Origin of the sequence: Streptomyces sp. NBC_01549 (genome assembly GCF_026339955.1) — a bacterium.
Lineage (GTDB): Bacteria > Actinomycetota > Actinomycetes > Streptomycetales > Streptomycetaceae > Streptomyces.
The window spans coordinates 5179421-5193354 of the sequence record NZ_JAPEPW010000001.1 but is presented as its reverse complement, the minus strand read 5'-3'; the positions used below and the strand labels follow the sequence as shown (position 1 = coordinate 5193354).

The window sequence follows — 13934 nt, the reverse complement described above, 5'->3', positions numbered from 1 at the left end:
GTCGTACGACCTGTTGGAAGGGCGCTAGATCCGGACCTCGATCGTGCGGGCCAGGCGGTCGTGCAGGCCGCGGCCGTCGCGGTCCCAGATCAGGGCGGGGACGGCCACGCACAGCAAGGCGGTGCGCAGCAGGGCGCGCAGCGGGTTGAGGTGGCCGCCGCCCTCCGGGACGACCCGCAGGCCGAAGAGGCGCTTGCCCGGGGTGAAGCCGACCGTGCCGACGGTCAGGACGCCCAGGACGAAGAAGACGAGGAGCGCCCAGTTGCCGGTCGCCCCCGGCTTGTAGCCGTGGGTGAGCAGTCCGTATGCGATCAACAGGCACAGGGCCCAGTCGATCGCGAGGGCGCCGAGACGGCGGCCCGGGCGGGCGATGGAGCCGGGGCCCTGTTCCGGCAGACCGAGCTGCTCGCCCCGGTAACCGAGGTCGGAGCCCGCGTCCTCCATGGCCGCGCGGGGTCCGGAGAGCCACGATCCGATTGCTTGCCTGTTGTCCACCCGTCCACGGTACTGCGCCCGTTTTGGCATACGGACAGGAGGGGCCCGACTGCCCCGGGTCGGTTAACTTGGGCGAAACAAATGGGTCACGCTGGAGAAATCCCCCATCCCTATGGTCGGCTCCAGCGTGTGCCACCGCACTGGCCGCACGAACGAACTACCACCCCGGTCCACTGTGGGCGGGAGTAGGAGGAGCTGGATGTTCCAGAACGCCGACGAGGCCAAGAAGTTCATCGCGGACGAGGACGTCAAGTTCGTCGACGTCCGCTTCTGCGACCTGCCGGGCGTGATGCAGCACTTCACGATCCCGGCCGAGGCCTTCGACCCGGCCGAGGAGCTCGCGTTCGACGGTTCCTCGATCCGCGGCTTCCAGGCCATCCACGAGTCCGACATGGCGCTCCGCGCCGACCTGTCCACCGCGCGCGTCGACCCCTTCCGCCGCGACAAGACGGTCAACATCAACTTCTTCATCCACGACCCGATCACGGGCGAGCAGTACTCCCGTGACCCGCGCAACGTGGCGAAGAAGGCCGAGGCCTACCTCGCGTCGACCGGCATCGCCGACACCGCGTACTTCGGCCCCGAGGCCGAGTTCTACGTCTTCGACAGCGTGCGCTTCGACACCAAGTCGAACGAGGCCTTCTACCACATCGACTCCGAGGCCGGCGCCTGGAACACCGGTGCCCTCGAGGACAACCGTGGTTACAAGGTCCGCTACAAGGGCGGCTACTTCCCGACCCCGCCGGTCGACCACTTCGCCGACCTGCGTGCCGAGATCTCCCTGGAGCTGGCCAAGTCCGGCCTCCAGGTCGAGCGCCAGCACCACGAGGTGGGCACCGCCGGCCAGGCCGAGATCAACTACAAGTTCAACACGCTGCTCGCCGCGGCCGACGACCTCCAGCTCTTCAAGTACATCGTGAAGAACGTCGCCTGGCGCAACGGCAAGACCGCGACCTTCATGCCGAAGCCGATCTTCGGCGACAACGGCTCGGGCATGCACGTCCACCAGTCGCTGTGGGCCAACGGCGACCCGCTGTTCTACGACGAGGCCGGTTACGCGGGCCTCTCGGACACCGCCCGCTACTACATCGGCGGCATCCTCAAGCACGCCCCGTCGCTCCTCGCCTTCACGAACCCGACGGTGAACTCGTACCACCGTCTGGTCCCCGGCTTCGAGGCCCCGGTCAACCTGGTGTACTCGCAGCGCAACCGCTCCGCTGCGATGCGTATCCCGATCACCGGTTCGAACCCGAAGGCCAAGCGCGTCGAGTTCCGGGCGCCCGACTCCTCCGGCAACCCGTACCTCGCCTTCTCGGCGCTGCTGCTCGCGGGCCTCGACGGCATCAAGAACAAGGTCGAGCCGGCCGAGCCGATCGACAAGGACCTCTACGAGCTCGCTCCCGAGGAGCACGCGGGCGTCGCCCAGGTCCCGACCTCCCTGCCGGCCGTCCTCGACCGCCTCGAGGCCGACCACGAGTTCCTCCTCGCGGGCGACGTCTTCACGTCCGACCTGATCGAGACGTGGATCGACTACAAGCGCACGAACGAGATCGCGCCGCTGCAGCTGCGTCCGCACCCGCACGAGTTCGAGCTCTACTACGACGTCTAAAGAGCACGGCGTCTAAAGAGCACGGCAGACGCAACGCCGAGGGCCGCCACCTGTGAGTACAGGTGGCGGCCCTCGCCCGTGGTCCGGCCCGTGGTCCGTCAGGGCACCACAATCACTACGACTCCACCACGGTTGAAGCCGTTGTTGAAGCCGTTGTTGAAGCCGAAGCCGTTGTTGAAGCCGAAGCCGGTGTTGAAGCCGAAGCCGTTGTTGAAGCCGAAGCCGTTGTTGAAGCCGTTGTTGAAGCCGAAGCCACAGTTGCCCCGGCCACCCCAGTTGGAACAGCCATGGGTGATGACTTGCGTCGAGGCTTGAGCCGGGGCGGCTGCTGAGGCCGTGCCTGCTGCGCCGACCGCGGCGCCGCCGGCCATCAGAACGCCGATAGCGGATACAGCGAAGAAGCGCCTGGCGCGTTGTGCCTTCATGGATGAATCCTCCTTCCACCCTCTCGTGCCGTCTTTTCGGAGGCGCGAGACGGATGGCAGATGGCCGCGACCGCAGTGGATTGGTCCGGCGCGGTGCTCGCCCGAGTACGAGGAGTACGTTCAAACCGTCGACGCGTCGAGCGGGCGTACCCCAATCGCGGCTCTCATCATTGAGAGCTGGTCGCGAGTAAAGGCTAGTCCGTGATCGACCACTCAGCATCTTGGACGAGAACGGGTGCCGAAACGTGGGCGGGAACGGGTGCGGACGGGTGCCGGGCGCACCCGGGAACACACGGAAGTCCCACAGGCTGCCTTTGCACCTCCTAGGGCTCTTCGGAACCGCTTCATGGGCATCCGCAGGTGCACACTGGGCAGTGGGACGAGTGCCCTACTGCGGGGGTGATACACATGCAGAGCCGTTTCCGGAGCGATCCGCGGTTGACCATGCGCATGACGGTCACGCTGTTCCTGCTCGGATTGTTGTACGTGGCCTTCGTCGCCGCGTTGATCGTGCTGCTGAAGTCCTGGGTGCTGGTCGTGGTCGTCGCGGCCCTGGTGCTCGGCGCGCAGTACTGGTTCTCGGACCGGATCGCGCTCTACGCGATGCACGGCCGGATCGTGGAGCGGGAGGAGTATCCGCAGCTGCACGGGGTCGTCGACCGGCTGTGTGCCGTCGCCGACATGCCGAAGCCGCTCGTCGCCGTGTCGGACATCGACATGCCGAACGCGTTCGCGACCGGGCGGAACGCCGATCACGCGGTGCTCTGCGTGACCACCGGGCTGCTGCGGCGGCTGGAGCCGGACGAGCTGGAGGGCGTGCTCGCCCACGAGCTGTCGCACGTGGCGCACAAGGACGTCGCCGTGATCACCGTGGCCTCCTTCCTCGGGGTGATCGCCGGGCTGATCGTGCGGTTCGCCTTCTACTCTCAGCTCTTCGGCGGGCGCGGCCGCAAGGACCAGAACACCGTGGCGATCTTCATGGCGGTGATGGCCGTCTCCGCGGCCGTGTACGCGATCAGCTTCCTGCTCATCCGAGCCCTGTCCCGGTACCGCGAGCTGGCCGCCGACCGGTCCGCCGCCCTGCTCACCGGCCGGCCCTCGGCGCTGGCGTCCGCGCTGACGAAGGTCTCCGGGGACATCGCGCGGATTCCGACCGAGGACCTGCGGACGGCACAGGCGTTCAACGCGTTCTACTTCACGCCGGCCCTCGGCGCCGAACCGGGGATCGCGAAGCTCTTCTCGACCCACCCCAGCCTGGAACAGCGGCTCGAACAACTGGGCAGGATCTCGGCGGAGCTGGGTGAGGCGGCGACTCCCGAGAACACGGCCTGACCCGTCCCGATCTCCATCCGGTGCCGCGTCTCTTCGTCCCTTCGTCCCTTCGTCCTTTCCCGAAAGGCAGCCGACTGTATGGGGTTCCTGGACATCCTGCTCGGGCGCACCAAGGCCGTCGCGCCCGATCTCGACCAGCTCTTCGGGCTGCCGTCGGCGGCCGTGACCCTGGAGGCCGCCGCCGGGTTCAAGCCGACCGGGACGGGCGCGGTGTGCTTCGCGAGCGTCGAGGGCGGGGCCTTCGCCCAGGCACACCGGGAGGTGCAGGAGCTGCTCGACGCGGATACCGAACGCACGGGCCCGCCGGTGGAGGTCAGCCGGGACGAGTACGGGTACTCGTGGCTGGTCTCGCGGCGGGAGCCGGACGATCTGCCCGCGCTGGTCAGTGATCTGCACGCGGTCAACAGCGCGCTGGAGGGCAGCGGCTTCGGACCGCAACTGCTCTGCTCCGTGGCCGGCTTCCAGGACGGCGGACAGCGACGGCTCGGGCTCGTCTATCTCTACAAGCGCGGCACCTTCTATCCCTTCGCGCCGCTGGCCGGCGAGACCCAACGACGCGACAACGCGCTGGAACTGCAGGTCAAGGCCGCACTCGCGGACGATCTGCGGATCGAGCAGGACCTCAGCCGCTGGTTCCCCATCTGGGGCGCCCCGGGTCTGTGACCTCGACCGGGGCACTGGGGCCGACGAAAAGCAGACGTGGGAAAAGGCAGACGTACGTAAAGGCAGGCATGGGTAAATGGGCACGGCCCCGGCGTAGTTCTCCCTTGAGTTGTTCTGCCCCGGTTTGATGTGGCTGGTTGCAGGACGAGCGCGACTTCTGATGATCTTTCAGGTCTCTACGCCAAAAGATCGTCACAGGAGTCGCGCTCGTGCCCGCATCTTCGCCGATCCCCCCTGCCGTTGGCCAACTCGCGGACCTCGCCCGGGGGGAGGCCGAGCTCGCCACCGACCCGACGACAGTGGAGTCCGAACTGGTCAGCAGGTTGCGGCAGGTCCCGGACCTGCGCGCGAAACGTGGCCGACGCCACGCCCTGGTGGTGATCCTGACACTGACCGCGTGCGCGACGCTGGTGGTCGGCGGCGACTCGATCGCCGCGATCTGGCAGTGGGCGGCCCGTGCCCCGCAGACGAACCTGGCCAGTATCGGCGCTCGGTACAACCCGCTGACCGGCCGTTACCTCGTACCCAGCGAGCGCACCTTCCGGCGCGTGCTCACCCATCTGGACACCGACGCCCTGGACACGGCAACCTGCGGACACGTCGCGGACCTCGCCCGCGGCACCGTGCCGGCGCCGGAGATCCCCGCCACCCCGGGACCAGCGGAACGCGAACAGCGCCGCACCGCCCAGCGCGCAGCCGAGCACCCGGCGCCAGAGGGGCTGCTGCCCGCCGCGGCCCTGGACGGCAAGGCCCTGACCGGCGCCCGCACCGAGAGCGGGCGGGTCTTCCTGGTCGGCGCGATCGACCACGCCAACGGCGCGGTCCTGGGCCAGAGCCAGGTCCCCGACAAGCGCGGCGAGGGCGAGGCAGCCCGGGCCCTGCTCACCCGACTCGGCCTGGACGGAAGGGTGTTCACCCTGGACGCGCTGCACACCACGAAGAAGACCGCCCGCCTGATCACCGGCCCCCTCGGCAGCCACTACGTCCTGATCCTCAAGGGCAACCAGCCCCTCGCGCACGCCGCCGCCCAGATACTGCTGACCGGCACGGACACCGACTTCACCGAGACCACCGCGACCGAGACCGACCGCGGGCACGGCCGCACCGAACGCCGCACCCTGCGCACCGCACCCGCCGGCCACACCCTGTTCCCCGGCGCATCCCAGGTCTTCCGCCTCCGCCGCGACACCGGCAACCTCGACGGCGAATGGACCAGCAAAGAGATCGTCTTCGGCGTCACCAGCCTGCCGCCCGACGTCGCCGGCCCCGCCCACCTCAACCATTACGAGAGGTCCCACTGGACCGTGGAGAACAAGATCCACTGGGTGCGAGACGTCACCTTCCGGGAAGACAACTCCCAGGTCAGGACCGGTACAGCACCCCGAGCCCTGGCCAGCTTCCGCAACCTGGCGATCAGCACCATCCGCCTCGCCGGACGCGCCAACATCGCCCACGCCCGCCGCGACCTCCTCCGCCACAAGGACGCCTTCGCCGTCTACGGCATCTGATCAACCGGCACGGAACCGGACATCACACAACTACGCCGGGGCCGTGGGTAAATGGGGGCATGCTCGCCTCCTTCGCACACGACCACGACGGTGAACGACTGAGCTGCGTCAGCGGCGGCGGTGACGACAGCCCTGGCCCCGGCCATGACCATGCCGGTGACCGTGACGCCGCGGCCACCGTCGTCCTGCTGCACGGCGCGGGCCTCGGCAACAAGGAGCGCCTGCTCCCGCTGCTGGAGGAATTCGTGGCACGCGGCTGCCGGGGCCTCGCCCTCGACTTCTCCGGACACGGCGAAAGCTCGGGCGAACTCAAGGACTTGAGCCTGCGCAGACGCTTCGAGCAGGCCGTCTCCGTCATCGACGCGTCGGTCCCGGCGGACAGTCCGCTGATCCTCGTCGGATTCAGCATGAGCGGCCAGACGGTGGCCGATCTCGCCGGGCACTACGGGCGGCGCGTGGTGGCGCTGGGCCTGTGCGCGCCCGCGGTGTACGGCGCCGAGGCCTGGCCGGTTCCGTTCGGGGAGGGCGCCGGGCGCTTCAGTGAGATCATCCGGGCGCCGGACAGCTGGCGGCAGGCCCCCGCGCTCGATGTGCTGCGCGGGTACGACGGCCGTGCGGTACTCGCCGTACCCGGCACGGACGCCGTCATCCCGCCCGCCGTCACCGAGGCCGTGACGGACGCGCTCACCGCCCGTGCCCAGTTCACCCGGCTCGAATTCCCCGACGCCGACCACATGCTGGGCCTGTGGCTGCGCGAACACTCCGCCGAGCGGGCGCGGTTCGTGGACTCCGTGCTCGTGGGACTGGGCGAGCGCGGGTGGACCGCGACCCGGAGCTGGGTGGCCAAGCAGCTTCCGGCCGGCAGGAGCGTCCGGGAGTCCACGGCCCTGCGCGGCGGCTGGAGCTCCCAGATGCGCCGGCTCACCCTCGACGACGGTACGGGTCTGGTGCTGCGGTCGTTCGTGAAGCCCTTCTACCGCCGGCACGCGCCCGGCCTGCTGGCCCGCGAGGCGTCCGTCCTCACCCTGCTCGCCCCGTACGAGGACGTGCCCACGCCCGAGCTGCGCGCCGTCGACGCCGCCGCCGAACACTGCGACCATCCCTCCCTGTTGATGTCCTCGCTGCCGGGCGGGGTACGGGTCGACGAGGAGGACCTGGACCGCCGCATCGACCTGCTGGCCCGCCAACTGGCCCGTATCCACGCGGTGGTTCCGGCCGACCGTCCGCGCACCTACCAGGCATGGACCTCACCCGAACGCGTCCGTACGCCCCGGGGCGCGCTGTGGGAGCGGGCCGTGGACGTGATCCGGCGCGAGCCCCCGGCGTACGAAGGGTGTTTCCTGCACCGGGACTTCCATCCCGGCAACGTGCTCTTCGGCGGAGCGGGTGACACGCTGCGGATCAGCGGGGTGGTCGACTGGGTGGAGACCTCGTGGGGGCCCGCCGACCTGGACGTGGCCCACTGCTCCACGGCCCTCGCGCTGCTGCACGGGGAGGAGTACGGCCTGGGGTTCCGCGCGCGGTACGAGGCACACGGCGGACGCCGGCCGGCCGACGCCGAAAGTCACTTGTACTGGCGGCTGCTGGACGCGCTCGCCTACTCCCCCGACGCCGAGAAGCTCGCGGTGCCGTGGCGGGAGCTGGGACGCACGGACCTGACCCCCGAGCTGCTGGGCGAACGGCTGACGGCGTATGTGACCGGGTTGTTCGAGCTGTACGGCTGAGCGGCCGCAGGGCGGCCGCGTTCAGACTCCGGGGGCCGAGGTGCCGTTCCGGTGCACGGCCGTCAGGTCCGCACGGCTCGGGAGACGTCGGCGGTGACGTCCCCGGAGAGGGCCCGGTTGCTGCGGGCGGTGGCGTCCTTGGCGGCGCCCGCCGGGACGTCGTTCAGGGTGACGACGACCGTGTCGCGGAAGTCGACCTGGACCGCGTACTTCCTCGCCGAGGAGGTCGGGTTGGTCGCGGTGACCTTGACGGTGGCCCGCCCCGCGGAGTCGGTGGTCACCTGGTCGCCCACCTTCACCTCGTCCTTGGCGTCCAGGCCGCTCTTGAACTCGTCGAGCTTCCGCCCGGCCTCGGCGGTAGCGGAGGCGAGGGCGTTGCCGGCCTCGGACGCGAGGGACGAGGCCACGTCGGAAGGAGTGGTGCCGTTGGAACAGCCGGTCAGGGACGCGCCGACGGCCACAAGGAGGACGAGAACCACCGCCCCCGGAACGCCGAGCCCTCGCATCCCGCGTATCCGTTGCGTCGCGTGCCTCGCCATGTCGTCTCCCGACCTTCCGCTGTGGATTCCCCTTTCAGTCAAGGCTGTGAGCAGGGCGTACGCATGCCAGGGGTGCCGATCGGGTGAGGCCGACCGACTGCGGGTGGGTGGGGGCTGGCCGCGCAGTTCCCCGCGCCCCTGAAGCGGGGCTTCGCCCCGCATCTTCAGGATGGGACGGGTCAGGATGGGACGGGTAGGGGCGGCGGGGCGAGGAAAGTCGCCCCCGCCGCCCCGGCGCTCAGCGCGCGTAACGCATCAGCGCGCGCACCATGTGGCACGTGGTGTCCGACGGCGGATGAACACCGATCGCTTCCGCGGTGCTGCGGATCTTCTCGTCGCGGGCCTGGTTCGGAACATACACACCGGAATCGAGCAGAGCGATCGCGAGACGCATCGCCTTGAGCCGGCGGTTGTGCGTGACGTACCACTCGCGAGGCCGCCCCGGCGGCAACGGGCGCTTCGTCACGGGCTCGTACGGCAGGTCCATCAGGACCGCCCTCTTGGACGTGGACTGAGTGGGCAGCGGCTTCAGTGCGGCAGCGGGCACAGGCATCCTCCTGTCGCGGTCAGGGCGCCATCCGGACCCCCCGGCGACACCCTCGAACACTGCTTCTATTCTACCGCCCGGCACTGACAAAAGCCCCTGGCCACAGGGCCTTTGGGGGTGGCGTGACACCAGTGGAAAAGGGGGTCTCGCGTAACGTGTACGGCATGGAGATCTGGATCAATCCGGCCTGTTCGAAGTGCCGCAGCGCCATCAGCCTGCTCGACGCGGAAAGTGCGGAGTACACCGTCCGCCGCTATCTGGAGGACGTACCCACGGAGGACGAGATCCGGGACGTACTGGACCGGCTGGGCCTCGAACCGTGGGACATCACCCGGACGCAGGAGGCCGTCGCCAAGGAGCTCGGGCTGAAGTCGTGGGCGCGTGACGACAGCGCGCGCGGGCAGTGGATCAAGGCCCTGGCCGAGCACCCGAAGCTCATCCAGCGCCCGATCATCACGGCGGACGACGGGACGGCCGTCGTGGCACGCACGGAGGAAGCGGTGCGGGAAGCCTTGTCCCGGTAGTCCCGACAGACGCGGTAGTCCCGAGAGGCGTGGTAGTCCCGGTTTTCTCGGCGCACGTCCTCTCCGCCGCCTCCCCGGCCAACTCCCCATGTGGCCCAGGCCACTTCAATGACTCGTGTCGACCATTGAGCAACCCTGTTCGGGATCTCGTACTTAGCGGCATACGGATCACAGCAGGCCGCCGACGGAGGCGGCCACGGACAGGAGGCGCGCATGTCGCGTAGGAGAACTCTCAGCGCCAAGAAGAAGGTCACGCTGCTGGTCGTTGCCGCGGCCGTGGCCGGAGGCGGCGCCTTCGCCATGGCGGCCACCTCGAACGCGGCGCAGAGCTCGAACGCCCGGACCCTGTCCGCCGCGGACTCGATGGTCTGCCAGGGGCTCGCCACCGCCCTCGGCAACAACCAGAAGTTCATCGACGGCCAGCGGGCCAATCCCGACGCGCAGTCGACGGCACGGATCGCCAACCGCGAGGCGGTCATCGCTCAGATCAAGGTGCAGCAGAAGGCGTCCGGTTGCGCGGTTGGGGAGTCGGCTCAGGGCTCCCAGACCACGCAGCCCGCGCAGTCCGCCCAGCCGGCGAAGACCCCGCCCGCGCAGCAGCAGACCACCGCACCCGCGCAGGGGGCGGGTGGTGGTGGCGCCGCCACCGGCCAGCAGGTCTGCAACGGCTCGACCGTCACCCTCTCGGGTGAGGCCGGCGCCCCGGCAGCGTCCAGCAACCAGTTCCCGGCCGGGACCAAGCTCAAGGTCACGAACCTGGACAACAACAAGTCCACGACCGTGCAGGTCACCTCCGTGTCGGGCAGCTGCGTACTGCTCAACAACGCGGCGTTCGAGCAGGTCCGGGAGCCGGGCAAGTTCCTGATCCGCCGGGCCCGGATCGAGAAGGTGGGGTGAGCGCCTCAGACTGACGGCTGAGGGACTGCGCCACTCGGCGCGGCGTGCCGGTCCCGCTGTTCGCGGCCACGAACAGCGGGACCGGCGCGTCGAGGCATGACCGGTACACCGAGGCACGAGCGGCACATAGAGGTGGAGCCGGGTGCGCGCCCGCAAACCCATCGCATACGAGCCGCCGCGACCGGGGCCGGGAGGATCACGATGGGCCGACGCGTATGGTCGCGGGCTTCGCGAACGGCCGCTGATAGCGGTCGCGAATCGCTCTCGGCGACTGAGTCGCAGCACAGAGGCACCCGGTAACACGGCGTTCACATTCGAGCAATGATCGGGAAATCGCCTGTTGACAGGCTGCCGGGCAGTACCGCGGCGCCCCAGTGCCGCAGCACCCGCAGTGCGCCCAAAGACACACCCCGAAGGATGTGGCCCGTGACCTTCAAGGCTGAGTACATCTGGATCGACGGCACCGAGCCGACGGCCAAGCTCCGTTCCAAGACGAAGATACTGGCCGACGACGCCAAGGGTGCCGAGCTGCCGATCTGGGGCTTCGACGGGTCTTCCACGAACCAGGCCGAGGGTCACGCCTCGGACCGCGTACTCAAGCCTGTCGCCATCTTCCCGGACCCGATCCGCGGCGGTGACGACGTCCTCGTCATGTGCGAGGTCCTGAACATCGACATGACGCCGCACGAGTCCAACACACGTGCCGCGCTCGCCGAGGTGGCGGAGAAGTTCGCCGCGCAGGAGCCGATCTTCGGCATCGAGCAGGAGTACACCTTCTTCGACGGGGAGCGCCCGCTCGGCTTCCCCGTCGGCGGCTTCCCGGCCCCGCAGGGCGGCTACTACTGCGGCGTCGGCGCGGACGAGATCTTCGGCCGTGACGTCGTCGAGGCGCACCTCGAGAACTGCCTCAAGGCGGGTCTCGGCATCTCCGGCATCAACGCCGAGGTCATGCCCGGCCAGTGGGAGTTCCAGGTCGGCCCGCTGGCGCCGCTCGAGGTCTCCGACCAGCTGTGGGTGGCCCGCTGGCTGCTCTACCGCACCGCCGAGGACTTCAACATCTCCGCGACCCTCGACCCCAAGCCGGTCAAGGGCGACTGGAACGGCGCCGGCGCGCACACCAACTTCTCCACCAAGGCGATGCGCGAGGGCTACGACGCGATCATCACCGCGTGCGAGTCGCTGGGCGAGGGCTCGAAGCCGCTCGACCACGTCAAGAACTACGGCGCCGGCATCGACGACCGCCTGACCGGCCTGCACGAGACCGCCCCGTGGAACGAGTACTCCTACGGCGTCTCCAACCGTGGCGCCTCGGTCCGCATCCCGTGGCAGGTCGAGAAGGACGGCAAGGGTTACATCGAGGACCGCCGCCCGAACGCCAACGTCGACCCGTACGTCGTGACGCGCCTGCTCGTCGACACCTGCTGCACCGCCCTGGAGAAGGCCGGCCAGGTCTGATCCGCCCCGCACTCGAACGAGGAGGCGCTCACCGTCACGGTGGGCGCCTCCTCGCGTCGCGACGGCGACCTCGTAGAACGACGTCAAGTTCACGCCAAGGACGCGTCCGACCTGTGAGAGGACTCTCCTGCCCGGCCCCGGCGTCTGCTTCAATGGAGACATGGCCAGCTTCCAGAGGTACACCGCGACGGGTCGCCCCGACCTGGAGCCCTTCTGGCCGTCCCGTCAGCATCACGACTTCGACCGGGTGTGTTGCCGCGCGACGAACGCGCGGGCCCTCTAAAGCCGTACACCCCGGCCTTCGGCCAGCGCGCACGACGTACGTCCTCGACGGCCCCGACCACGAACTCGCGGTCGTCGACCTTCCCGACGAACTTCTCGCGCGAAAGAGCTGACCTCTCATGGCGACCACTCGTTCCTTCACATCCGTCGCGGCCACCTCCGCACCCGTGCCCACCCCCGCACGGCACCGACTCCGTGCCGTCCACCGGGACGAGGTGGCCGACGTCGCGGACTTCCTGCCGCCTGGCGCCACCTGGCTGCCCGCTCCCCCGCACACCCTGCCGGTACTGCCGGGCCAGCCGCCGATGATCGGCTACCTGGTCCTCGTACCGGCCGACCAGCAGCCCCCGCTGCCGGTCGCCGTCCCGAACTCGCCGGCCCCCGCCGACGCCGCCGTCGGGGCCGACCCGCTCGTGCGCATCGACCCCGTGCAGCGCACCGCCGAGGTCGACGGGCGGTCGCTCGACCTCACCTACCTGGAGTTCGAGCTGCTCACGCACCTCGTCGCGCATCCGCACCGGGTGCACACTCGTGACCAGTTGGTCACCACGGTGTGGGGCTACGGGCACGTGGGCGACGGGCGGACCGTCGACGTCCACGTCGCGCGGTTGCGGCGCAAGCTGGGGGCGCAGCACCGGCAGGCGATCCAGACGGTACGGCGGGTCGGGTACAAGTACGCGCCTCCGACGGGGCGTTGACCCACCCCGCCGCTCAGCGACTCTTCTGTCAGCAGATTCCCGTTCCGCCCGGCGGACCGTGCGGGCAGAGTCGTCCGTATGAAACCCAAGAAACTACTGATGCTGGGCGGTACGGACTTCGCGGGGCGGGCCGTGGTGGAGGCGGCGCTCGGCCGTGGCTGGGAGGTGACCGTCTTCCACCGGGGGCACCGCGAACCGCCCGCCGGGGTGCGGTCGTTGCTGGGCGACCGCACCGCCCCGGACGGGCTCGCGGCGCTCGCCGACGCCTCCGCCGAGGGTGAGTGGGATGTCGTCGTCGACACCTGGTCGGCGGCGCCGCGGGCCGTCCGCGACACGGCACGGCTGTTGGCCGACCGGGCCGGGCGGTATGTGTACGTGTCGAGCTGCTCGGTCTACGCGTGGGCTCCGCCCGCCGACTACGCCGAGGACGCGCCCCTCGTGGAGGGGGCGTCCGAGGACGCGGAACAGACCGACTATCCGCAGGACAAACTGGGCGGCGAGCTGGCCGCCGTGTCCGCGTTCGGCGCGGAGCGCTCGTTGCTCGTACGGTCCGGGCTGATCCTCGGGCCGTACGAGAACATCGGCCGTCTGCCGTGGTGGCTGACCCGGATCGCCCGGGGCGGCCCCGTGCTCGCGCCCGGGCCCCGGTCGCTTCCCCTCCAGTACGTCGATGTCCGTGACCTGGCGGAGTGGATTCTCGGGGCGGCGGAAGCGGGGGTGAGCGGGGCGTGCAACCTGATGAGTCCGCAGGGGCATACGACGATGGGGGAGCTGCTCGACGCCTGTGTTCGCGTCACGGGGGCGCGGGCGGAACTCCGTTGGACCGAGCCTTCCGTGGTCCTCGACGCCGGGATCCAGCCGTGGACGCAGTTGCCGGTGTGGGTGCCGGTGGGGACCGACATGCATGACGCTCTTCATCGGGCGGATGTCTCCCGTGCGGTGGAGGCGGGTCTGCGGTGTCGGTCCGTCGCGGAGACGGTCGCGGACACGTGGGCCTGGCTCCAGGACATCGGCGGGGTGGCCCCTCAGCGTCCGGGGCGCCCGCCGGTGGGGCTGCCGCCGGACGTGGAGGCCAAGGTGCTCGCCCTGTAACCCCACTCCTTGTCCTCGCCCCCGCCGCCCCTACCCGTCCCATCCCTGGGGGCTCCGCCCCCAGACCCCCTGTCGGCCTGAACGCCTCGTCCTCAAACGCCGGACGGGCTGAGGGATGCGCGCCAGCGCTCCTGAGGGGCGCGG

Annotated in this window: 14 protein-coding genes; 10 read left to right on the top strand and 4 right to left on the bottom strand. The window is 69.7% G+C overall.

Going from position 1 to position 13934, the window contains the following annotated elements; translation table 11 throughout:
- Positions 1-24 precede the first annotated feature (24 nt).
- Positions 25-495, bottom strand: a complete 471-nt coding sequence (locus tag OG819_RS23075) for an RDD family protein (RefSeq protein ID WP_266651059.1) — start codon at positions 493-495, stop codon at positions 25-27.
- A gap of 199 nt (positions 496-694) precedes the next feature.
- Here OG819_RS23075 and glnA point away from each other — a divergent pair, with 199 nt between their 5' ends.
- A complete protein-coding gene (gene glnA / locus OG819_RS23070; protein ID WP_099923052.1) occupies positions 695-2104 on the top strand; it encodes a type I glutamate--ammonia ligase in 1410 nt (469 codons plus the stop codon).
- A gap of 98 nt (positions 2105-2202) precedes the next feature.
- On the opposite strand, the gene OG819_RS23065 is transcribed toward glnA, so the two are convergent.
- Complete coding sequence (locus tag OG819_RS23065; RefSeq protein ID WP_266651058.1) at positions 2203-2529, bottom strand: hypothetical protein; 327 nt, start codon at positions 2527-2529, stop codon at positions 2203-2205.
- Between the two features lie 408 nt (positions 2530-2937).
- On the opposite strand from OG819_RS23065, the gene htpX reads away from it, so the two are divergent.
- The 4 genes from htpX to OG819_RS23045 all read left to right on the top strand — a co-directional run bounded on the left by htpX (position 2938) and on the right by OG819_RS23045 (position 7756).
- Positions 2938-3861 carry a zinc metalloprotease HtpX gene (gene htpX / locus OG819_RS23060; RefSeq protein WP_266414608.1) on the top strand — a complete coding sequence of 308 codons (924 nt, stop codon included), beginning with the start codon at positions 2938-2940 and terminating at the stop codon, positions 3859-3861.
- Between the two features lie 78 nt (positions 3862-3939).
- A complete protein-coding gene (locus OG819_RS23055) occupies positions 3940-4524 on the top strand; it encodes a hypothetical protein (protein WP_266651057.1) in 585 nt (194 codons plus the stop codon).
- Positions 4525-4733: 209 nt separating this feature from the next.
- Positions 4734-6032 carry an ISAs1 family transposase gene (locus OG819_RS23050; RefSeq protein ID WP_266648190.1) on the top strand — a complete coding sequence of 433 codons (1299 nt, stop codon included), beginning with the start codon at positions 4734-4736 and terminating at the stop codon, positions 6030-6032.
- A gap of 59 nt (positions 6033-6091) precedes the next feature.
- The gene (locus OG819_RS23045) at positions 6092-7756 is read left to right on the top strand and encodes a phosphotransferase (protein ID WP_266651056.1); all 1665 of its coding nucleotides are present in this window, start codon (positions 6092-6094) and stop codon (positions 7754-7756) included.
- A 62-nt stretch (positions 7757-7818) separates the two neighbouring features.
- Here the strand turns inward: OG819_RS23045 and OG819_RS23040 are convergent, their stop codons facing one another.
- Together OG819_RS23040 and OG819_RS23035 are read right to left on the bottom strand one after the other, a co-directional pair.
- Entirely contained in the window at positions 7819-8295 is a 477-nt protein-coding gene (locus tag OG819_RS23040) for a hypothetical protein (RefSeq protein ID WP_266651055.1), read from the bottom strand.
- Positions 8296-8533: 238 nt separating this feature from the next.
- Entirely contained in the window at positions 8534-8842 is a 309-nt protein-coding gene (locus OG819_RS23035; RefSeq protein ID WP_266414600.1) for a hypothetical protein, read from the bottom strand.
- A gap of 164 nt (positions 8843-9006) precedes the next feature.
- On the opposite strand from OG819_RS23035, the gene OG819_RS23030 reads away from it, so the two are divergent.
- The 5 genes from OG819_RS23030 to OG819_RS23010 all read left to right on the top strand — a co-directional run bounded on the left by OG819_RS23030 (position 9007) and on the right by OG819_RS23010 (position 13790).
- Positions 9007-9366 (top strand): arsenate reductase family protein, encoded by a 360-nt coding sequence (locus OG819_RS23030; protein ID WP_266414599.1) that lies wholly within the window; start codon positions 9007-9009, stop codon positions 9364-9366.
- A gap of 213 nt (positions 9367-9579) precedes the next feature.
- Positions 9580-10263 carry a hypothetical protein gene (locus OG819_RS23025; RefSeq protein ID WP_266651054.1) on the top strand — a complete coding sequence of 228 codons (684 nt, stop codon included), beginning with the start codon at positions 9580-9582 and terminating at the stop codon, positions 10261-10263.
- 426 nt (positions 10264-10689) lie between these two features.
- A complete protein-coding gene (gene glnII / locus OG819_RS23020) occupies positions 10690-11718 on the top strand; it encodes a glutamine synthetase (RefSeq protein WP_266651053.1) in 1029 nt (342 codons plus the stop codon).
- A 401-nt stretch (positions 11719-12119) separates the two neighbouring features.
- Entirely contained in the window at positions 12120-12698 is a 579-nt protein-coding gene (locus tag OG819_RS23015; protein WP_266624213.1) for a winged helix-turn-helix transcriptional regulator, read from the top strand.
- A gap of 99 nt (positions 12699-12797) precedes the next feature.
- Positions 12798-13790, top strand: coding sequence for an NAD-dependent epimerase/dehydratase family protein (locus tag OG819_RS23010; protein ID WP_266634267.1), 993 nt, complete (start codon positions 12798-12800; stop codon positions 13788-13790).
- The last annotated feature ends 144 nt before the right edge of the window (positions 13791-13934 follow it).